Genomic DNA, 20,447 nt, shown 5'->3' with positions numbered 1-20,447 from the left:
CGGTGGGAAACCTAGTGAAGGGATGCGGCGATGGCTGAACCGCTAGCCGTCGATCCCGCTCGCCTGATTGCCGCAGCGGGCAAACTCACCGACTTGGTTTTCCCGGCACCTCCGGCGCCCATCGCGGCGACCGGTTCCGACGCTGTCTCGGCGGCGATCAACGAAACGATGCCGGCTATCGAATCCCTGGTCACCGATGGGATGCCCGGTGTGTCCGCCGCCCTGAAGCGGACCGCCACCAGCATGGGCACGGCGGCCGACATCTACGCGAAGGCCGATCAATCGCTGGGTGAGGCGTTGCGGCAGTACGGGTTCGGGGCGGACGGCCAATCGTTCGGAGCCAGCGCGCTGGGAGCGGTGACGGGTCTGGGCGGCGGTGCGGCCGCGGCAATGCTTGGCGCCCCGGTGGCTGCGGCGCAACAACTGGCGGGAGCTGCCTCGGCTGGGGCGGTCTCGCAGGTCGGTGCGGCGGTGGAAGCGCAGGCGGCGGCGCTGTCGCCCCGGATCGCCGCGACGGTGCCGCAACTGGTTCAGCTTGCTCCGATGGCGCAGCAGATGGCGCCCATGGGGCAGCAGGTCGGTCAGAGCGTGCAGCAGGCGGCTTCCCAGGCGGGTCAAGGTGGACAAGGGGCGCAACTCGCCAGTGACACCAAACCTGCCGACGAAGACAAAAAGGACGACCAGGACGACCAGGACGATAACGACGCCGCCGACGGTCAGCCGGCTGAAGGAGCCGCAGCGGGCAGAACCACGCTGGTCAGCGCTCCGATCGAGGGTGCCGGCGGCGGCAAGCCCGCGACGGGTTCGGTCGCGGCTCCGATCTAGAAGCGCAAATTGCGCACCATGTCGTAGACGCCGGTGATCCACAGCAGCAGCGGAATGATCGAGGCAACCACCGCCCCGTCCAGCAGTTCGGTGATTCGCTTCATCACCGGCGACAACCGCTTGATGGGGGCCATTGCCCCGAAGATGATCAGTGCGATCACCACCAGCACGAGATAGCCGGTGAGGATCAGCCACGCCCACTGTGGGTACCAGAGGCTGAGCCGCGCGGCCAGGCCCGTGGGGATTGCGGCGGTCGCGGCCAGCAGCGCCCACGCGCACCATCGATCCACGTACAGGCGCGAGCGAAAACCGCACAGCACGGTCAGCAGCCCGGCAACCACCAAGCTGTGGACGAAGAAGTGTCCGTGCACCACGACCGCTACGGCCCCGACAGCCAAGATCAGGGCGCCCGCCGTCACGTACCCGACCAACAGCTGCTTGGCAAGCTTGCTGCGCTCGGTCAGCCGCGCAGCCGATGCGGGTACCGAAGCGATGATGGCTTGCCACGTGGGAGTCTCGTCATTGGTGGCGTCCTCGGCGGTCACCGGGTCGAGCAACTCCTCGTTGTCCACGGTTTCGCCCGGAACGGGGATGGGCGGCAACGCGATTCGCGCCACCGCGACCGTCAGCTTGGCAGCATTGGTCACTACGAAAAGGCCGAACGCGATCGCGCCGGCCGGTACCCAGTGTTGGTGACCGTAGCCGGTCGCGATGGCGGCGCCGACCAACGCGATCATGGTGATCACCACGAAGGAGGCCACCTCGTAACGCCTGCGTGGACCGCCACGGACCAGCAGTGTCAGGAACAGCACGGTCGTTGCCGCTGCGGCGAGTTGTGGCGCTCCGAGCGAGTTCACTCCGCGCGGCAGCGGGACTGCGATGGCCGCCGCCGCTGCGAGCAGGGGATAGGCGGCGAGCAATAGGCACTCGCAGAGTTCGGCCTTGGCGTAGAACCGCTTCGCCACAAACGACAGCGCCAGGGCGACGATTCCCAATACCCCCAGCGCCACCGGCCAGTACCAGCTACGTCCGGTCGTCCACCACGCGCGCATGGCAATGGCGGTGAGCGGCAACGCCAGGATCGGGATGGCCACGCAGATAAAGCGGTCGACCGCCCTCCGGTCGAACTCCGGGGATTCATCGAGCACCGCGATCGCGTCGATGACGTCCTCGACCAGTGGCCGGTAGCGCTCTGTCCGGCTGGCCGATACCAGGGTCAGCAATGACCCGTCGACGACGCCCGCCTCGTCGAGGGACTGATCGAGCCGCAGCGGCGGGGACCCCGGCCGGGCGAAGGTCCAGACGCCCTGGGCGGCGAAGTCGAAGCCGCCCAAGGCATCCGGCGGGGTGTCTTCCAGTAGCTCGGCGAGGACGGCGACGGTCTCGTCGATGTAGGTGGCCATCGGGGTCGCCGCGGGCAACACCAGATCGGTCATCCGATTGCCGGTAAGGACCGTCACCCGAGTGGTGGCGGGCCTGGCGGGGGTGGACCCAGCGGCGCTAGCGCCGGCGGCAACAGCAGGTGCGCTCAACGACGTCCCGCCCTTTCAAAATCGTCGGACAGTGCCGCGGCCAATTCGAGCACCCGGCGTCGATAGCCGGGGCCGAGTCGGTCGAGCTGAATTTCGGTACCGGTGGCGATGTGCTTGTCCCATGGCAGCAGCACGACCCGGTCGGGCTGAACCAATTGCTGGAACTGTCGTACCAACTGCTTCTCCGGGACGTTGGTCTCACCGAGCGCGACGTGGTTGATGACAACTACGACACGGCTCAATAAGTCCTGAAAACCACTGTGCCGCAACCACTCCAACGCGCTCTCGGCCTGCCTCGCACTGTCCAGGGACACGTTGGTCACGATCACGATCGCCGAGGCGGTCTCCAGCACCCCACGGGTCACCGGATCGAACAATCCCGGCCCGCAGTCGGCCAGCACCAGATTGTAGAACTTCGACACCGTGTCGACGGCGAAGCGCAGGTCGTCGCCGCTGAGTCCGCGTTGCGCCGTGGTGTATTCGGCGGTCGGCAGGATTTCGAGATTGTGCGCGTTCACGCTGGTGTGTGCGCGCACGTCGTTGTAGTGCGACAGGTTCTCGTCGGCGACCAGGTCCGCGATCGAAGACGGTGACGTGCGGCCCGCGCGCTCTGCGAGGTTCCCGCATCCGGGGTCCGCATCCAGCACCAGTACCCGGTCGCCCCGCACCTGCGCCAGCATGGTGCCCAAGGTGACGGTAGTGGTGGTCTTGCCGACACCGCCCTTGAGGCCGAGCATCCCGATCTGATAGGAGCCGCGTGGTCTGCGGCTGACCCTGGCGCGTAGCTCGTGTTCGTGCTTCTCGTCGGGCGACAGACCCAGATTGATCCGGGTCAGCCGGTAGACGGTGCGCCGCCATCCGCGTTGCGGGAGAGGCTTTTTGGACGGCGAACGCTGCTGTGGGGCCCGCTCGGGAGCCGGCGCCGGAGCCGGAGACGGGATGGGGATCTCCGTGGTGGCGACGGGTTGTTCCGCGCTGGTCGCCCGCGGCGCTGGTGGTGGTGCCGGAGGCGGTGCTTGCGGGGGCGGGATCGAGGTCGAGGGCGGATGCACCGGAATTGGGCCGGACGGGGCCCGGCGTCTACCGCCGGACGGCCCCCCTTGGACCGGGGGTCCTGGTGGCGCGACGCGACCACGTACGGGCGAAGTCGGTTGCTGAATATCGCTGGGGGGCATCGGAACCCGGAAATACGGGCCGGCTGCTGGGTCGGGTTCGCCGGATTCGGGGTCGGGCAGGTAGCGGTGTCCGCGACGTTCTCGTCGCGACGGGGGAGCGGCGGACGGTTCCGGGCGCAGTTCTGGGGGGGTCGGTGGGGGAGGCTGGCCCTGCCGATGCCCACCGAGGCGCACCCTGCGGGTCGGGCCTTCGGGTGGTGGCTGCGGCTGTGGCTGTGGCTGTGGCGGTCGGGCGGCCGGTCTTGGGCCGGAGGGATGTTCGGGTGTGGGTCGGCCGGTGGTCGGCGCCGGTCCTTCCCGGGACTCAGGAGCGCGCGACGGCGGGTTGGGGCGGGGCTGCCGCGGCTCAGGGGGGATTTCTGTTGGCGCCTTGAGGGTTTCGCGTGCAGCGGGTTGCGGCTCGGCTGACGCGGGTTGCGGCTCGGTTGGTGCCGGTGGCGGCTCGGCCGGTGCCGGTGGCGGCTCGGGCGGCGCCGAGAGGGTTTCGCGTGGAGCGGACTGCTGCTCGGGTGGTGCCGGTGCCGACTCGGCCGGTGTGGCGGCGGACTCTTCCCGTTCGGCGGCGGCCTCTTCGGGTTGGGGCGTTCGTTCGGGCGGCGATTGCAGCGAGAACTGTGGGAGCTCGTCCGGCGGTGTAGGTGCCGGCCCGAAGATCGGCATCGGCGGCAGCGGCGGTCTGGATCCCCCGGCTGCTGGTCCGGCTGCCGGCGCGGCAGATGCTTGCGGCGGTTCGAATTGCGGCGGTTCAGGCGGTGGCGCGGGCGCGATGTGCGGCGGCTCGAACTGCGGCCTCTCGAACTGCGGCGGTTCGGGCGGTGGCGCCGGTGGCGGCGGAGGCGGGGGCGACTCGGGCAGAGCCGGTACAACCGGCGCCGCCGGAGTGGACATCTGGGGCGGAGGAATCGGCTGCGACCAGTCGATGGCGTCGGAGCCGTTGTCCCCGTTGCCTTTGGACGCCGGGGGGTATGAAGCATTCGGATCGAAGAAACCGCCGTCGTCGTCCGAATCGGAATCCTGCACGGGCCGAAAGAGTTTGTCATAGTCGGCCGGCATGAGAACCTCTCAGAAGTTCGTCAAAATGAATAAGCACGAGAAGGGGCGAGATCCCCCGGATGGGTTGAACTCGCCCGATCTCGTGCTTCGAGATTCTACGCGTACAGAGGCGTTAGTTACGCGAACATCCCCGTCACGTTGCCCTCGGTCGACTGCATCGCCTGACCGGCCTCGCTGATGGTCCGAGCCAGGTTCTGCAGGGAGTTGTTCAGCTCCTGAGCGGTGCCGTCCCACTTCTGCTGAACACCCTGGTAAGCCTCCGAACCGCTACCACCCCAGGCGGCGGCGAGTTTGGTCAGGGACTGCTTACCCTCGTCGAGCAGGGAGTGAATGCTGGTGACATTTCCCTGAATGGTGCTGGCCGCGGCTTCAATGCCCGCGAAATTCCACTGCTGTTCTGTCATCTTGTTGCTCCGTTTCTTGGTGGTATTTGAGGGGGAATCAGAAGCCCATTTGCGAGGACAGCGCCTGCTGCTGCTCCTCGTCGGCCCGGGAGTATTGGACGCCGGCCTGACGGATGTTCGTCGAAATCTCGTCCAGCTCAGCCTTTTGCTTGTTGGCGGCCTCTTGGAAACGCACCACGGCGGCCTGGGCGGCCTGGCCGGCGGCACCCTGCCATTGACCCTGCAGCGACGCCGCGGTGGACTCGACCTGGTCGATCTGGGTCTTCAGATCGCCCGAGATCCGCTCGAAGTTACCTGCCTCCTGCGCGAGGGCAGCGGCGTCAGTCTTCATCTCTGCCATGCTGACTACTTTCTCTCTTTCCATTTCTCGCCGTGGTTGGCAAGTCTTCCGGCCGGGTTTGGCCGGGAAGTCTGTTGTTGTTCCGGGGGATCACCAGTCGTCCTGGTCGTCCCACAGATCTTCTTCGGGCTCGTCGGTTTCGTCGGCGAGCGCCGTGGGGACCGCCAGGGCGGTCCGGGATCCGCCACCGGCCTGGGCGCCCTGGCCCATGGCGCCGGCGCCAACCGGGGCCGAGCCACCTGTGGCCGCCTCACCGGCCGCCGCCGCCGGCATCATCGCGGGACCGGCAGGCTTGTCGATCAGGCCGGTCATCAACGGTGTGCGGGCCAGCGTGCCGCCGGCACCGGGCAGCGCTTCCCCGCGCATCAATCCCGCTCCCATGCTGGCACCGGATCCACCCGCGAGCGGGTGGTTGGACAGTGGGCTGGCGCCCACCAGGCCCAATTGCGTGGCTTCGTCGTCGGCAAGCCCGGTGCTCGACCCGGTGCTGCTGCCCATCTGACTGAACATCGAGGTCATCTGCTGTACGGGCTGAGTCAGTTGCTGCATCGGGCCGCTCAGTTCGGCCACCTGGCCGGCGGTGGCCGGCAGCTGACCAGCCACGTTGCCGATGCTGGTCGGCATGCCCATCAACGGGTTGGAGGCCATGGCCTGGCTCATCCCCGGGTCGAGGATCGCCGTCATCGGTTCGATCTTGTCGAACATCGTGTTGACCAGCGTCTCGGCCTCGTACACGTCCATTGCCACCGCCGCCTGGGTCCACATGCGGACGAAGTAGTCGATCTCGGTCAGGGCGATCGGGATGGTGTTGATGCCGAAGAAGTTGGTGGCGGTGAGGACCGCTTCGGTGACGTGGTTCATCGCGATTTCCGGGAGGGACGGAGTCGTCGCCATCGCCTGGGTGTAGGCGGCCGCCTGCGCGGTCGCCTGCATCGCCCGCGTCTTTGCCTGAGTGGATGCGGTCTGCAGCCAAGTCACCATCGGCAGCGCGGCATTAATTGCTTTGTCGCTGCTACCCCCGGTCCATGCTTCGCCGAGGGAGTTCAACCGCGCGGTCAATTCGACGGCTTGCGCATCGAGAGCCGCCGCCAGTGCTTCCCAGCCTGCGGCCGCCGCCAGCATCGGAGCCGGACCAGCCCCGGCCATCAGCCGTGCGGTATTCAGCTCGGGTGGCATGGCATGCCAGAACATAAGATCAACTCCCTTCTGACTTCGAATTGTGGCGGCTTGTAACTGAAAAAGGGCGCCTTTTGACTTTGTTCAGTTGGTATTTGTGTTTCGGTCCCAAACGTCACTGGTTTTCGCCGAAACAAACTCGTGTTGCGTTCTCGGTTTGTCCGCTTCGAACTACCGTCGGAACTGGCTTCCAACTTGCTTCCAAACTTGCGTTGAAATAATCCTAACCGCGGGTTGGGGGTGGTCCGAACACTTATTCTGCGAGGTCATCCGGAGGCTCGATGTAGGGCGCTTGAATGACCTCCTTTCCGTCCGGCGAGACGAGAAATGCCTGGCCAGGAGGCCGCCGCTTCACCTTGAACTCGCTCGACGGGAATTCCTGCTTGTCGCCCGAAAGGAACATCGTCGGGGCGCCGGAACCGAAGGCCGCGCCGACGAACTTGTCCATCGTGGCCTTGTACGCCTGGCTCATCTGGCAGGTGACCACGATGTGCAGTCCGATATCGGACGCGGCCGGCAGCAATGGCGCCAGTGGCGCCATTGGCGGCATGCCGCTTGCCGCACCGACGATCATGTGCCAGTCGTCAACGAGCAGAACGACATCGAACCCACTCCACCATGAACGCGAACGCAACTGAGCCGACGTCAGATTCGTTGGAGGCAACCGCTTCTTCAGGTTGACCGCCAGCGCCTGAACGGCTTCATCGAGACTCGCGCTGTTGCGGTTGATCGCGCCGGCCTGCAACAAGTGCGACTGCGGCACCGCGTCCAGCAGACCGGAGCGGTAGTCGGCGAGCATGAACCGCACCTGGTCGGGACTGTTACGGGCACAAATGGCACGGGCGACGGCGTGGGCAATGGTGGTCTTGCCTGACTTGGCCGCACCGAATATGAGCAGATGCGGGTTGGTGTGCATGTGGCTGTAGGCCGGTGTCAGGTCCGCCTCGCGCAGTCCGATCGGAATTTCCCAACGGGTGCGGTAGTCCGCCTCGGGGCCAGGTGGGTTCGGATCGAGTTCGTGCAGATGGATTCGTTCGGGCAGGACTCGAACCGGCGGCGCCTGCTCGGTGGTCTGCGATGCGATGTGCGCCACGCCCGCCGTGATCGCCTCCACCAGGTTCTCGGTGCTGTGCACACCGTCGAATCTGGGCACTCCGATCATCAGATGGTGCTTTTCCATCGACACCGCTCGGCCGGGACGGTTGACCGGAATCTCCCGGGTGATGCGGTCGATCTGCGTCTCGTTGACATCGCCGAGTCGGAACTCGATCTTGGTGCCGAGGTAGTCGCGGACGCGCGACTTCAGTTCGGTCCAACGCGGTGTCGAGATGATCACGTGCACGCCGAACGCCAGGCCCTGGGCGGCCAGATCCTGCACGGGTGCCTCGAGTTCGTTGAATTCACTGACGAAGCCCGGCCACCCGTCGATGATCAGGAACACGTCGCCATAGGGATCGGCCGCGACGGGCTGGTTCGGATCGTCGCGCAGCTGCCGATACATGGCGATCGAACCGACGCGGTGTTCTTTGAACATCTGCTCGCGTTGCCGCATCACGGCCTGCATCTCGGCGACCACCCGATAGACCTTGTCGGGCTCTGACCTGTTTGCGATGCCGCCGACGTGCGGCAGATTCTCCAAATAGATCAGGCCCCCGCCGCCCAGGTCGATGCAGTAGAACTGCACGTTGCGCGGGGAGTGGGTGGCCGCGGCCGAGAGCACCAATGTCTGTAGCAGCGTTGACTTTCCGGTCTGCGGCGCACCACCGATGCCGATGTTGCCGCCCGCACCGGCCACGTCCACGCCCCACACCTCCTGCAGGTGCCGGCGCGGCTCGTCCATGATCCCGAGCGCAAACCGCAAGGGCCGCCGCCGATCTCGAGCGACGAGTTCGTTCAGTGGTGCCGGATCTTGCAGCGGCGGGAGCCACATCTTGTATGCCCGGGATTCACCGGTGCCCAGCTGATCGAGCACCACCTCGCGCAGCGCCCGTACCTCCGGTTCGGTCGTCAAACGGTCACCTCCTCGGCCATGGGGGCTGCGGTGAACCGGCGGATCCGCACAGACTGCTTGGCCATCGCCGAGCCGTCCCGCGGACCCGAACCGTTGGTGTCGGCGATCGCCGGGGGAATGTAGGGCCCGCCGATGTAGAAGGTGCTGAACTTGACCGGATCCTCCATGCCGACGCGAAGGAACCCGACGCCGCTCTCCTTGTTGGTGATGTACTGCGCCTCCGGGGTTCCGATCACCGCCTTGGACTCATGAGAACTGGTGGTACGCAACGCGATCCGGTAGGTGAGGTTGGGTTCGAGCTTGTCGATACGCACGCCGCCGGTCTGCAGTGACTGGGTGGCCAACAGCAGATGGACCCGCAGGGACCGGCCCACCCGGCAGATGCGGTCGAACAGCCCGATGAAGTCGGGGTGACTCTGCAGCAGTTCGGCGAACTCGTCGACGACGACGAAAAGCGTTGGCAGAGGCGCTAGATCGGCACCCCGCTCACGGTACTTTTCGTACTCGGCCACCCCGGACAGGGCACCGGCGGCCCCCACCTGCATGCCCGCCTGCCGCAGGATGTTCTGCCGCCGGTCCAGTTCGCCGGTCAGCACCTCACCCATACGGCTGACCAGTTCGGCCTCCTCGGCCATGTTGGTGACGACGGCGGCGGTGTGCGGAAGCTTCTCCATGCCGAGGAAGGTCGAACCGCCCTTGAAGTCGGTGAGCAGCAGGTTGACCTGGTCGGGGTGGGTCATCGCCACCAGGGACAGGATCAGGGTGCGCAGGAATTCGGACTTTCCGGACCCGGTGGTGCCGATCAGCATGCCGTGCGGTCCGGCGCCGAACTCCGCGCCTTCTTTGATGTCCAGATACATCACGTTGCCGGTCTTGAGTTCGTGACCGAACGGAATCTTGAGCCGATCACGGTCGGTGTCGGTGTACATCCGCCAGCGCGCCGGCGTGACCTCTTCAACGCTCTTGGCGCCAACCAGTTGGTGCCACTCGTTGGCCACCTTCTTCTGGACGCGCTGCGTCTTGTCCAGAATGGTGCCGGTGATCGACCATCCGGCGAGCTTCCTGGCCACCCGGCCCGCCTCCAGCGGCGTCATGCTGTCGCAGTTCGACGCGACCAGCCGGAACTGCTGGCCGGGTAGCCGGTCTTCGGCGGTCCCGTCCTCGTTGACCCGGACCCGGTAGGCCGACCCGCGGTGATTGCCCAACGTCACCACCGTGACTCCGGCCCGGCCGTCCGGCGGAAATCCCGCCTTGCCGCCGGTGAGGTCGACCACGACGACGTACGGACCGGTGGGCAGGGCGTCGGGGGCGTGCGGACCCCGCGCGGCCAGATCGGCCAGTCCGTCGGGGCGGGTGTAGATCATCCGGACCGGACCTGCGGCGTCGGTCTCGGTTTGGTGCTGAACGTGCGGAAGCCATTTGAGCCAGGACCAGTCCGGGTCGTCCGGGTCCTCGGTGAGCACCCGGATCTGCAGCAGGTCCGGCGGATGGAACACCGCCAGATGACAGATCATGGCGGCCAGCATCCGATCGGCGCCGGGTCGGTGTCCGCCGACGGCAATCGTGGGAAAGGTGCGCAGTTGCAGCAGTTTCGGACAGTCGTGGATCAAACCGTGGGTGCGCAGGAACTTCACCACCCACATGTGGCTCACCGGTTCCAGGTATGGCTGCGGCGCCGCGGTGGACGCGGCCAGTTCACCCCCGACGGCGGGCTTCAGCAATCTGTCCACCGCCGGCTGGTCGCCCGTGCCGATGCGGGTGGCCGCGTAGAAGTCGCTGTTGGCCGGCCGGGACCACTGCCGCTGTGTTCCCACGATGGACAGCAGATCATCGGGATGCGGTGCGTGGTAGGAGAAGAACGCCACCTGAGAGCTGGCAGAAGAGGTGACGCGACTGCGTAGGCCGGCCAGGTAACGCAGATATTCCTTCCGGTCGGCGTTGATCTCGGGCACCTTCTTACCGCCGCCTCCGGTGCCGCCGGCCATGCCGCCGACCATCATCATGACCATCATCAGCGGCATCATCAGCATGTAGGGCGACAGCTGCTTGGTACCGCCGACCAGCATGATCGCGATCATGCCGACCATGCAACCACCCATCACATAGGGGAGCGCCTTCTGGACGCCGGAGGGCGGAATGTCGATGCCGAGGTCGTCAGGTGGCGTGAGGCTGATTTCGCCCGGTGTCAGCCGAGGGCCGCGGGTAATGGTCGGGGTGAACTTCTTTGTCGTCATGCTTTTCCGGCCTTCACTGGGGTGCTCCTGGACTTCCACCCGGAACTTTTCGCGGATTCGGGTCCGACGGCAGCGTTTCGTGTTCGAGCATGGCGGCGTCTTTGGAAAGCACCGGCCCATCCACCAGCAGCCGAATGATCTCCCACGGCGCGGTTTTCGGCGAGCTCAAACCCAGCGCCTTGGCCGAATCTGCGTCCGGCACCCCGTAGCGCACCCCCTCCGGGTCGATGTAGTACATCGATTCGCCGTAGCGCGGATCGGGTGACTGCAGTTGGACGAATTTGCCGCCGTCGATGTGAATCGTTGCCGTCCCCTGGATCTGTTTGATCCCGCTGCCCATCGATGACACCGGTATCGGCAGATGACGGCCGGACAGCACGGTGGTCTTGGGCGCCTGGTCTCCGGCGGCGCGTTCCCAGCTCCAGCACAGGGTCGGCTCATCGGGTCGGGACAGGATGTTGAGTTGTTGGTCGGGCAGCGGGGACGGGTAGACCCGTTCCGGGATCTGCACGACGACGTTGGGCAGCACCGCGGGAGGTGCTACCAGACCGTGGGATTGGGTGGCGCGCAACGCCGCCGCGGTAGTCGAGTTCACCATGGCGATGCCGTCCGGCAGCACCACGTAGTACCGCGGCCCCTTCTCGGTGTGAATCTGAAATACCGACCCGATCACCAGAGCATCGTCCAGGCCAACGGTATTGGGTGCTCCGGCCCCGGGTATCGGCGGAAGCTGCCAGGCCCCCTGACTGGGCAGCGCGTTGAACATCCCCTCGGAAATGGGGACGGCCTTCGCGGTGACCGGAATCCCCATCGCCGAGGTCAGCGCGCGGTCGTTGAGATCGATTATGTGCCGTCCTTTTTCGGTCACGATCCACTGCTGGCCCTGGTAAGACGCCAACAGTGCCTCGTTGGCCTGCACCGGGTCTATCGAGGAGTCGATATGCAACGGCATCGCGATCACCGAGGTTTGTATCGACGGCGAAGCGGTGTCGGCACGCTCGACCGTGTCGCACAAGGTCCAGATCGACGAACTTCCGCCGGAAACCGGTGTGGCGTAAGGGGCGCCGGGAATGCCGAGGGTCTGGCCCAACGGCATCCTGGTCAGCTCGGAGGATTTCACTGTGGCGGGGTTCGACGGGTTGCCCAGCACCAGACGCGCCGAGGTCAGGTTGTAGACGGGGTGCAGCTGCCCGGACAGGATCACGTACAGCTCGTTGGTTGCCCGGTCGGTCAGCAGGGTGGTGCCACCGAGCTTGCCCTGGGGCTTGAAGTACGCCAGCAGTCCCGCGCCCACCAGGATGATCACCGCGATGGCAATGCCGAGTCCCACTGAGCGGCTGTAGAACTGCAGCGGATCGTCGAACATGCGGGTGTCACGCCGAACGATGGCATGCTCGACCCGGCGAAGCAGGAAACGCCACCCGCTAACCTGAACCTTGGTGGTCAGGCGAAGCCCCATGGTTCACTCTCTCATGTTGAGGTGTGCATGCACCGCGGCGATTGCCTCGGCCATGTCCGCGCCGTTGATCTCTTGTAGTCGGTCCACATCCAAAGCTTCGATGTCTAGGCCTTGGGCCAGCCGCATGTCGCGGCACTGTTCGGCGGCCTCGACCAGTTGGCGTGCGTAGCGGCCGTTTCCGGCAATGTCGAGGGCCTGCCTGCCTCGCGCTGTGCGCGTGGCCAACGACTTGGCCGCTGCCAGGAACTGCTCCGCCGCCTCGACGCTCAGCGTCGAGTCATTCGCGGCGGCAATCACTTTCGCGATCTCCAACAGTTCATCGGGTGTGTAGGTGTCGAATTCGATGCGGGTGGCGAAGCGCGACCGCAACCCCTCGTTGGTCTCCAGCAACCGGTCGATGTCGTTGCTGTAGCCGGCGATGATCACCACCAACCGGTCGCGGTCGTTTTCCATCCGCGCCAGCAACGTGTCCATCGCCTCCTGGCCGAACGGGTCGGTGCGGCCGTCCCGTTCCTGCACGAGCGCGTAGGCCTCGTCGATGAACAGCACACCGCCGATGGCCTGATCAATCGTCTTGGCGGTTTTGACCGCTGACTGGCCCTCGTATTCGGCGACGAAATCCTTGCGGGAGGTCTCGATGAGCTTGGGCTCGGCGATGACACCCAACCCGGCGAGGATGTTGGCGACCACCCGCGCGATGGTGGTCTTACCGGTTCCGGGGGGCCCGGTGAAGATCATGTGCTTGCTGGGCTGGGCCACTTTCATGCCCTTGGCGGCGCGGACCCGGGCCATCAGTGTGGCGGCGCGGTACCGCTCGATCTGGGTCTTGACCCGACTCAGCCCGATCTGCCGCTCCAGTTCGGCTTGGGCCTCGGCCAGCAGTCGATCCCGACCGGAGGTGTCGGTCACCATACTGCCCGGGTCCCAGGGATCCGACCGGGAAGCGATCTGTTCGGCGGTCGTCGTCTTCAATCGATAGGACGGATCCTTCAGTGCCGCCGACACTTTCGGGTCGGGATGAGTGGTCTGCAGCCACTCCAGCAACGCCACCGCGGCTTCCTCGTTGCCCTGGCCGCGCCGGGCCATGGCCAGGTACCACGCGATGGCCCGTGCACACGCTTCACCGGCGGGCGAGTCGTTGGCTTCGGTCAGCCGGCGTTCGGCTTCGGTGAACAAACCGAGGTTCGCGGCGGCCACGCCGTGGGCTACGCCCGCGGCGCCGGTCAAGAACTTGTCCGGCCACTTTCCGGCGCCCTTGACCTCGTCGATCACGTCGGTCCACCGTTCGGCGGCGCCGTAGATGACGGCTTTCAGCCATGACACCAGGTGCTCTGATCCGGCGACCGCGCTGGCGTCGATCGCCTCCACCGCATCGTCGTAATTGCCCTGTGCCGCTTCGGATGCGGCGAAACCCATCGTGACCGCGAGCGGCGAGGTGACCGGATAGGTGATGTCTCCGTAAAGCCCGCCGATGGGCACCCTGGCGTTCACAGCACTCATCGAGATTTGCGCGGCGCCGGACAGCTGGCCGAAGTTGCGCCGCGAGTACCAGGCGCGGAACAGCGTCACCCGGTCGGTGTCACCGCACCGGATCCGGCCGACCCAGGCATCGCAAGCCGATTCGTCGTAATTGGTGATCTCGGTGAACAGATCCAGTGATCGTGCCTCCGACAACGGCAGCATGCCGACGGCACTGTCGAACAGACCGGCCAGGCGATCAGTCATTTATCACCGTTGTAGCGAGCGGTGTAGTCGACTTCGTAACGCGATGCGAACACCTGTTCTTGGTAGGCGGCCGCTTCTTCGGGGGTCGGCAGGTTCAGCGTTGCGCCGACGAACTCGTGCAGCAGTGCGTTCTGCTGGTCGTTGCCACCCGTCATCTCGCCCATGTTCTCGACCATGAAGGTGTGCTGCGCGGCTCGCCCTTTCTGGCGGGCCAGGTCCGCGATGACGAAAATCTCCTCGGCCAGACCGGATTCGCTCATGCTCGAGGCTTTGTCGGTCACCTCGACCCGCTGCACGCGGCCGTCCATCAACGCCGTCACCGACACCGACCCCGCAGGGTTGGTCACGGTGAACATCGCCAGGTCGGGTTCCTCCTCCTGATCGGTGAGTCCGTCGAGGGCATCGAGCTCGGTACCGTCGGCTTCCGCCGATTCGGTGGGCGGGGCGTACTCGCCCAGCGCGTCCAGCGACGACGCTTCGTCAACGGCGGCCCCGCCAGAGAAATCCAGCGCACCGAGATCGTCGCTGTCGTAATCGGTTCCGGGCATGGCGTGCCTTTCTGCGTGTCGGGAGGGGAGTCAGCCTCGGGCGGAGGCGGGCGCGTGATCTAACCAGGAGCCCGCGGGCAGCAGCTCCAGCAAGCTCTCCAGCGCACGCTGCAGATTCTGCTGCGTGCCGGGAAGGAAACTTCCGTAAAGCTCGCCGCCGACGCGGCGGGGCAGCGACACCAGTCGGCCGTGCTCGGAATCGAGAACGCCTGCGGCCGCGGGTGTGTGGGTGGTGGTACCACCGGGATGGCGCTGGGTAGCGATGATCTCCACCCACCCGGTCGGGTTGCTGACGATCTCGGTGTAGATGCGTGCCTGCGCGGGCGGGACACCGTGCCGGGACAGCTGTGCCGCCGTCGTGCACTCGGCCAGTTCGCTTGCGACTCCGGTGAGTGGTTCGACGTTGGCGGGTTCGGCGGAACCCAGAACGACGGTCATCATCCCGGCCAGTCCGACTTGCGGGGCCACCAACTGCAGCACCAGCATCTCGCCGTCCCGCACCGCGATGACGTGTGTGTCGTCCTTGCGGCACACGGTGAATCGCACCATCACGCCACCGGCTGAACCGCCTTGGTCCCGCCGCCACCACCGGCACTCCAGCGTCCGGTCCGCCCTACTGACGGTGTCGACCATCGTCGCGACAGCGGGGTGGGGCTGGCCGTTGTGATCCAGCACGCCCTGTGTCGCGAGGTCGCGCCGCACCTGGTCCCACACCACGTCCCGCAGGTCTTCCTGTGGGATGTTCTGCCGGATCCCCAGCACGACGGGGAAATCGACGAGGTGCAACCGGTCGGCGATGACCAACATGCCGTCGATGGTCACCTCCACGCCGACCACGTCGTCCGCGAGGCCCGCGCCACCGGAACCGAGCGGACCGGACATGATCAGGCGAAGATCTTGTCGATGACGCCGGCCAGGCCCTGGTCTGCGTTGAGGTAAGCGGTGGCGGCCTTGAGCAGGTTGGAAGCGAGTCCGCCGCTGACACCCTGCAGTCCGTTGCCGGTGTTGGTGCGGTTGGTCTCCACCTCCCGAAGCGCGGTGTTGAACTTCGATGTGAACGAACCGTGTGTGAGGTCGACGCGTCCGCTGATGCCGTTGACCGTGGTGGTCGCGGTTTTCAGTTCACCGACGATCTCGTTCTGCATGTTCGAAAGCACCTTCAGGAATGAAGGAACGACACCGAGAATTCCGGACATGGGGATAACCCTCCTCTAGGTCTAACGTTTTACTCGCTATGGCTTTGGCTTGCTATGGGTTTGGCGGGTTACTGGCTAATTGCTAAAGGACGGTTCCCTGTTGGCCTTGTTGGCCGCCGGTGGTCGCGTCGACGGGTGCCCGCTCGGCACCGGCGGTACCCGCGCCGGCGCCCTCTTCGTCCCGACCGTCGTCCTGCTGCGCTCCCTGTTGTGCCTGCGAGGAGATCATCTGTGCCTGCTGACCGGCCATGCTGCCCATCTGGCCCGGTCCACCGCCGGCCGCCATCAGCTGCTGCAGTTGGCCCATCGTCGAAGAGATGGATGCCACCCCGGGCAGCTGGGCGAAGTTCAAAAGGTTGCCGAAGCTCAACGACGGCAGCCCAGCGAAACCACTCAGGAAGTCGGGGAGTTCGGCCAAATCGGTCCAGGTAGGCAGCTGGCCCAGGTTGCCCATGCCCGGAAGCAGGTCGTTGAGCGAGGGCAGGCCCGGGAACAGGTTCGGGATGCCCGGCAACCCGGGCAGGCCGGGGAAGCTCGGGAAATCGCCGCCGAAGCCTGGCAGGCCGGGGATGAGTCCGCCGAAGTCCGGCAGGCCCGGGATGGTCGGCCATTGGAACTCGGGCAGGCCCGGGATCGGCAGGTTGAAGTCCGGCATGCCGGGGGTGGGCGGCCAGCTGAAGTCCGGGAAGCCCGGGATATCGGGGAAGCCGGGGAACGGGATGTCGGGCAACTTCGGCGGCCATAGGTTGTCGATGATGTTGTCGATGATTCCGGGGATCAGACCGGCCAGGTTGGGCAGGTTGGTCAAGATGTCGAGGAGCCGGCCACCGAGTCCGACCATGCTGGCCGCGTTCATCGCGGTCATGATCGTCAGATAGAGCAACGCACCGCCGGTAACGGCCATCGCCAGCCCGCATGACGGAATGGCCAGCGCGACCGACACAGCGTCACCGACGAACCACAGATTGTCTTCCAGCCACTTGCACGCCTTGTAGACGCCGTCGATCATCTTCTTCATCGCACGCAGGACATCACGCGTGTCGGACACGTGTTCGGCCTGATTCGAGATCAAATTGCCGGTTAAATTGTCGATGTCGCCCATCAACTTGGCGCGGAGTTCCTGCGCGGTGTTCTGGTTCAAATAGGCGTCGGCGGCCTGGCCGATCCAGTTGGTGCCCGGAATTGCCACGCCGATCTTGTCTGCGACACCTTTGAACAGTGACGAACCGGCATTGAATATGTCACCCGGGTCGGGAATGCCTTCACCTAGTAAAAACAACTGAGCATAGATGAAATTACTGGTGGTCTTGCACATCGCGCTACCCGACATGTGACTTCTTCCTTACTTGGCTGTTGGTGTGCACGGTATTTTTTCATCTGCACCTTCGCACCGTACGTTGAGCTTAACAGCGCTCTGACGGGGCTCGAAGCACGAATTTTCCGATACTGCGGGCGAATTCGCGCGCCGGAGAGCAGGCACTCGACACAGCGGAATTCGGGGCCGCGACAACGTCCCCGCATAATCAGCCCGAGTCGGTCAGTGCGTGAACAGACCCGGGTTCAACTCAATTGATTTGTCGTATGAGCGCTTCAATAGCTGCGGCGGACTCGGCCGGCAAAGCGCCCTCTGCTTCGGCGCGGACAATTGTTTCCTCGGTGACACCGGCCGCTTGCGCGGTCTCCGCGGTGGAGAGGTTGGCATGTCGCCGTGCGGCATAAAGGCGTTGCGCGAGGGTCGCTCCCGGCGCAGTTGCACCCAATGTCATCAATTTGTCGTGATAATGCCGCACCGCGCCCAACGCCTTGATCAATTCGGGCGTAATCCGGCTGATGCGGGTCGCTTGCACGGCAATACCTTCGAGCTGGCGCAAATCGGCCAGGATGGGCGCGGCCCGCTCGGTGAACTCGGGGTCCTCCGGCGGCGGCAGTGCGGCGATGGCCAGCCTGCAGGTGTCGATCGCGGCGGCCACCGCCTGCGCGATCAACGAGGCAGGTCCGTCGGCTGGGGACGCGGCATCCGCGACCGGCGCGGATTCCGGCGCCGGGGCCGGCGCCGATTGTTGCGCGACGTCCTCGCCATCGCGGATGCGGGTGATGGTGCCCGCAGGCCATTGGAGCACTTCTTCAAGCTTGGCGCGGGTCCGTTCCCGGGGCCAGCTGCGCCCCTTCTCGAACGCGATCAGTGCGCCCGCGTTGATGATCCCGTCGGCGGCGAGGCTGCGCTGACTGATGTCCAGCTCGCGGCGGCGTGCCGCGGCGGCTGCACCCGCGCGAGCTATGCCGGCATCGATGTCGGCATCGTGTTCTTCAGCCGAATTCGACGGCCTGACGGCTTCAAAGGTCAACGCCTTGCCTCCAGTGGGATCGCCGAACCGGACGTTTCTCTTGTCGCCGACGGTGACCGGCCCCTCGCGCGGTCCGTCGGCGAACATACCGTTACAACCGTGAACACCTAGGCCTCGTAGCGGGCGCTCGAGCAGCATTCGGGGGCGAACCGTACGGCCCATGTGCCCGACGCCGTGGCCGGGCGCGACAGTTGTCGCCACGCCGCGTAGCGCGGCCAACGCAGCCGGACCGACCGTCGACTCGGCATGAGGCATGTGCGTGAAATCCTTGCTCGCGGTTGTCGCAGCGGGCGGCAGCGCTCGCGTTCCGCTGACCAACATCGTAACCGTCGCACCCTTCCATTGCTATACCTTCGCTACGCTTTTCACGGCCGGGCCGCGTCGGCTTGCTGCGAGGCAGTCACTGAGTAACCGAGTCACCGCTACGGTTAACCATACCGTCCAGGCGTAGAGACCGAAACACTTTCTGCAACGGTTGCGTTGTCGACCAGCCAATTTGCGGGCGACGCACAGCATATTGACAGGAGATACCCCCTGGTGATGGGGGGTTAGTCGGATAGGCTCGCCGGTTCTGTTGCGAAGCCGTAGCGTCGCGAAACGGCGCTTTGGCGGAACTGTTGCACTGCGACGGTTTGTCCGCTAGCCTTCTGGCGCAGAGGGGCACCACCTGCAACGCTTTACGGAGGTATGCAAGACATGACTGCAACAACTCTTTACGAAATCCCACAGCTGGGCGTGTGCACCCAAGACCCCGACCGCTGGACCACCACTCCTGACGACGAGGCAAAGACGCTGTGCCGGGCCTGCCCGCGCCGTTGGCTGTGCGCCAAGGAAGCAGTGGAATTGCCTGGCGCAGAAGGATTGTGGGCCGGTGTGGTGATTCCGGACTCCGGCCGGGCGCGGGCGTTCGCGCTGAGCCAGCTGAGGTCCCTGGCCGAGCGCAACGGTTTCGCGGTCCGCGAGCGGGTGACTGCCCAGTCGGCGTAACCCGCCAAGTGCCGGCACAGCGCGAGAGATCAGAAGGTCTCTCGCGCTGTTGCATAGGTGGGGCCGCACCCGATGCGGCGAGCTGGCCTCGAATGCAGTTCGACCACCGGCATGCGCGTGCGTGACCGAGGCTGCACCGGGACTGCAGGGCTGCTACAGAAAGAGATGCGCAGCTCAGTCCAGACGCCCGGGCGGACGGTTCCGCGGCGGGGGTGGCCGGGACGCGAAGTAACCGGTGATCGTGGCGGCGATCTGCAGGAACTTCAGCCGTGTCGCGGGCGCCATCTCGTGGGTCACGTCGATCACCCCGCCGGGTCGCAGGTGCGGATCGAAGGGCACTTCCACCACGGGCTGGCCGTGATCGACGAACTCGCGAGCAAGCAGCGATCGGGTGCGTTTGTCAGCGTGCCCGTCCGAGTCGTTGAGCACCACGACGCTGCGTTGCAACAGATTGCCCAGGGCATGGTCCGATAGCCATTCGACGGTCTTGGCGGCAGCCGCAGCGCCATCCGCCCACGGCGAGGAGACCACGATCAGTGCATCCAGGTCGCGCAGGACTTCCTGAGTGACCGCGGCGTCCATGGTGGAGCCGCAGTCGATGACTGAGATCGCGAAGTGGCGATCCAGCCGTAGCGCGGCCTCCCGGTAGATCGCGGGATCCAGGACCCGGCGCGGACCCGAGAGCGGCTCGCCCCCCAAGACGTAGAGCCCGGCGGAGTTCCGGCCCACGCGCGAGGTCACGTCGGCGAACGACTGCAAATTCTTGTCAGCGGTCAACTCCCAGAACGAACCAGCGGTCCGCGGATCGATGCGGCTGCTCAGCCGGCCGAACGCGGTGTCGGCGTCGATGGCCACGATGCGGTCCTGCTGGCGCAGCTCGGCGAGGATCGAGCCGACGCTAGCTGCCACCGACGTCTTTCCGACACCGCCCTTGCCGAGGACGCCGACCTTGTGGTTGCCGTGCAGTGCGGTTCTTATCGCCATCTCGAATTGGGCGGCATCGCGCTGGGCGGCCGCCGGGCCGGGGTTGACCAGTCCGAAGGTGGCCGCACGCAGCACCCGTCGCCAACCGCGTTCGGCGGGCTGGGCTTTGGCGCGCGGCGGGGCCGTTGGCATTGCCCACGGGCCGGGTCTGGGTGGGGCGTCGGGTCTGGGTGGGGCTTCGAATCTGGGTGGGCCGTCGGGTCTCGGTGGACCTTCGGGTCTCGGTGCAGGCACCCGGGGTGGCGCCGCCGGGGGGAACGGTGTCGGCGGTGCCATCGCCTGCGGCGGCAGGAGTGGCGGTGGTGTTAGCCGTGCCGCGTCGCCGTGGGGTGGCCGAACGGGCGGTTCTGGTGGCGGACGGTGCCCAGCGTTCCCTCGCGGAGGCCCGGGTGGCGGTGCGATCGGCGGCGGTGGCGGCGGGGCTGTGGGTGTGGGGGGTCAGGTCGGTCTCTT

The 20,447-nt window shown here is 65.9% G+C and carries 18 protein-coding genes; 3 read left to right on the top strand and 15 right to left on the bottom strand.

Translation table 11 applies throughout. From position 1 onward, the window contains the following. Window positions 1-30 precede the first annotated feature (30 nt). Complete coding sequence (locus tag A5636_RS16860) at window positions 31-825, top strand: hypothetical protein (protein WP_065159784.1); 795 nt, start codon at window positions 31-33, stop codon at window positions 823-825. Here A5636_RS16860 and eccD read toward each other — a convergent pair. From eccD to A5636_RS16785, 14 genes are all read right to left on the bottom strand, one after another. Next, window positions 822-2,357: a type VII secretion integral membrane protein EccD gene (eccD, locus tag A5636_RS16855; RefSeq protein WP_065159783.1), complete on the bottom strand. Its 1,536-nt coding sequence runs from the start codon at window positions 2,355-2,357 to the stop codon at window positions 822-824. The genes A5636_RS16860 and eccD overlap by 4 nt on opposite strands. Further along, window positions 2,354-4,585 carry a MinD/ParA family ATP-binding protein gene (locus A5636_RS25665; RefSeq protein WP_081287836.1) on the bottom strand — a complete coding sequence of 744 codons (2,232 nt, stop codon included), beginning with the start codon at window positions 4,583-4,585 and terminating at the stop codon, window positions 2,354-2,356. The genes eccD and A5636_RS25665 overlap by 4 nt, the downstream gene beginning before the upstream one ends. Before the next feature lie 116 nt (window positions 4,586-4,701). Beyond that, entirely contained in the window at window positions 4,702-4,989 is a 288-nt protein-coding gene (esxA, locus tag A5636_RS16840) for a type VII secretion system ESX-1 WXG100 family target ESAT-6 (RefSeq protein WP_065159781.1), read from the bottom strand. Between the two features lie 37 nt (window positions 4,990-5,026). Next, on the bottom strand, window positions 5,027-5,329 hold the full coding sequence (esxB, locus tag A5636_RS16835) for a type VII secretion system ESX-1 WXG100 family target CFP-10 (protein WP_065144405.1): 303 nt from the start codon (window positions 5,327-5,329) through the stop codon (window positions 5,027-5,029). Window positions 5,330-5,419: 90 nt separating this feature from the next. Continuing rightward, a complete protein-coding gene (locus A5636_RS16830; RefSeq protein ID WP_065159780.1) occupies window positions 5,420-6,520 on the bottom strand; it encodes a PPE family protein in 1,101 nt (366 codons plus the stop codon). 238 nt (window positions 6,521-6,758) lie between these two features. Continuing rightward, window positions 6,759-8,516, bottom strand: coding sequence for a type VII secretion protein EccCb (gene eccCb / locus A5636_RS16825; RefSeq protein ID WP_065159779.1), 1,758 nt, complete (start codon window positions 8,514-8,516; stop codon window positions 6,759-6,761). Further along, window positions 8,513-10,750: a type VII secretion protein EccCa gene (gene eccCa, locus A5636_RS16820; RefSeq protein ID WP_065159778.1), complete on the bottom strand. Its 2,238-nt coding sequence runs from the start codon at window positions 10,748-10,750 to the stop codon at window positions 8,513-8,515. Before eccCa ends, eccCb begins: the two co-directional genes overlap by 4 nt. 13 nt (window positions 10,751-10,763) lie before the next feature. After that, on the bottom strand, window positions 10,764-12,209 hold the full coding sequence (eccB, locus tag A5636_RS16815) for a type VII secretion protein EccB (protein WP_065159777.1): 1,446 nt from the start codon (window positions 12,207-12,209) through the stop codon (window positions 10,764-10,766). Window positions 12,210-12,212: 3 nt separating this feature from the next. After that, window positions 12,213-13,934 (bottom strand): type VII secretion AAA-ATPase EccA, encoded by a 1,722-nt coding sequence (gene eccA, locus A5636_RS16810; protein ID WP_065159776.1) that lies wholly within the window; start codon window positions 13,932-13,934, stop codon window positions 12,213-12,215. Then, window positions 13,931-14,482 (bottom strand): DUF2694 domain-containing protein, encoded by a 552-nt coding sequence (locus A5636_RS16805; RefSeq protein WP_065159775.1) that lies wholly within the window; start codon window positions 14,480-14,482, stop codon window positions 13,931-13,933. Before A5636_RS16805 ends, eccA begins: the two co-directional genes overlap by 4 nt. 30 nt (window positions 14,483-14,512) lie before the next feature. Next, on the bottom strand, window positions 14,513-15,364 hold the full coding sequence (locus tag A5636_RS16800) for an ESX secretion-associated protein EspG (protein WP_065159774.1): 852 nt from the start codon (window positions 15,362-15,364) through the stop codon (window positions 14,513-14,515). Window positions 15,365-15,366: 2 nt separating this feature from the next. Continuing rightward, window positions 15,367-15,678, bottom strand: coding sequence for an ESX-1 secretion-associated protein (locus tag A5636_RS16795; RefSeq protein WP_065159773.1), 312 nt, complete (start codon window positions 15,676-15,678; stop codon window positions 15,367-15,369). Between the two features lie 82 nt (window positions 15,679-15,760). Then, the gene (locus A5636_RS16790) at window positions 15,761-17,008 is read right to left on the bottom strand and encodes an EspA/EspE family type VII secretion system effector (protein ID WP_065159772.1); all 1,248 of its coding nucleotides are present in this window, start codon (window positions 17,006-17,008) and stop codon (window positions 15,761-15,763) included. A 235-nt stretch (window positions 17,009-17,243) separates the two neighbouring features. After that, the gene (locus tag A5636_RS16785; RefSeq protein WP_155763857.1) at window positions 17,244-18,278 is read right to left on the bottom strand and encodes a helix-turn-helix domain-containing protein; all 1,035 of its coding nucleotides are present in this window, start codon (window positions 18,276-18,278) and stop codon (window positions 17,244-17,246) included. Window positions 18,279-18,719: 441 nt separating this feature from the next. Here A5636_RS16785 and A5636_RS27910 point away from each other — a divergent pair, with 441 nt between their 5' ends. After that, entirely contained in the window at window positions 18,720-19,010 is a 291-nt protein-coding gene (locus A5636_RS27910; RefSeq protein WP_065159793.1) for a WhiB family transcriptional regulator, read from the top strand. 174 nt (window positions 19,011-19,184) lie between these two features. Here A5636_RS27910 and A5636_RS16775 read toward each other — a convergent pair whose 3' ends face one another. After that, window positions 19,185-20,228: a MinD/ParA family ATP-binding protein gene (locus A5636_RS16775; protein WP_437339841.1), complete on the bottom strand. Its 1,044-nt coding sequence runs from the start codon at window positions 20,226-20,228 to the stop codon at window positions 19,185-19,187. On the opposite strand from A5636_RS16775, the gene A5636_RS27375 reads away from it, so the two are divergent. Next, window positions 20,120-20,447: hypothetical protein (locus A5636_RS27375; protein WP_253900611.1), on the top strand; the 328-nt coding region annotated here is incomplete at its 3' end. The two genes, A5636_RS16775 and A5636_RS27375, sit on opposite strands and share 109 nt — an antisense overlap.

This window comes from Mycobacterium asiaticum (assembly GCF_001673315.1).
GTDB classification, from domain to species: Bacteria; Actinomycetota; Actinomycetes; order Mycobacteriales; family Mycobacteriaceae; genus Mycobacterium; species Mycobacterium asiaticum_B.
The sequence above is the reverse complement of the archived record's forward strand: the minus strand, read 5'-3'. Positions and strand labels throughout refer to the sequence as shown.

Bases quoted from the DNA above. Each gene is read 5' to 3' on its own strand.
- A5636_RS16860 (WP_065159784.1), top strand. From the start codon at position 31: ATGGCTGAACCGCTAGCCGTCGATCCCGCTCGCCTGATTGCCGCAGCG.
- A5636_RS25665 (WP_081287836.1), bottom strand. From the start codon at position 4,585: ATGCCGGCCGACTATGACAAACTCTTTCGGCCCGTGCAGGATTCCGAT.
- esxA (WP_065159781.1), bottom strand. From the start codon at position 4,989: ATGACAGAACAGCAGTGGAATTTCGCGGGCATTGAAGCCGCGGCCAGC.
- esxB (WP_065144405.1), bottom strand. From the start codon at position 5,329: ATGGCAGAGATGAAGACTGACGCCGCTGCCCTCGCGCAGGAGGCAGGT.
- A5636_RS16830 (WP_065159780.1), bottom strand. From the start codon at position 6,520: ATGTTCTGGCATGCCATGCCACCCGAGCTGAATACCGCACGGCTGATG.
- eccCa (WP_065159778.1), bottom strand. From the start codon at position 10,750: ATGACGACAAAGAAGTTCACCCCGACCATTACCCGCGGCCCTCGGCTG.
- eccB (WP_065159777.1), bottom strand. From the start codon at position 12,209: ATGGGGCTTCGCCTGACCACCAAGGTTCAGGTTAGCGGGTGGCGTTTC.
- eccA (WP_065159776.1), bottom strand. From the start codon at position 13,934: ATGACTGATCGCCTGGCCGGTCTGTTCGACAGTGCCGTCGGCATGCTG.
- A5636_RS16805 (WP_065159775.1), bottom strand. From the start codon at position 14,482: ATGCCCGGAACCGATTACGACAGCGACGATCTCGGTGCGCTGGATTTC.
- A5636_RS16800 (WP_065159774.1), bottom strand. From the start codon at position 15,364: ATGTCCGGTCCGCTCGGTTCCGGTGGCGCGGGCCTCGCGGACGACGTG.
- A5636_RS16795 (WP_065159773.1), bottom strand. From the start codon at position 15,678: ATGTCCGGAATTCTCGGTGTCGTTCCTTCATTCCTGAAGGTGCTTTCG.
- A5636_RS16790 (WP_065159772.1), bottom strand. From the start codon at position 17,008: ATGTCGGGTAGCGCGATGTGCAAGACCACCAGTAATTTCATCTATGCT.
- A5636_RS16785 (WP_155763857.1), bottom strand. From the start codon at position 18,278: ATGCCTCATGCCGAGTCGACGGTCGGTCCGGCTGCGTTGGCCGCGCTA.
- A5636_RS27910 (WP_065159793.1), top strand. From the start codon at position 18,720: ATGACTGCAACAACTCTTTACGAAATCCCACAGCTGGGCGTGTGCACC.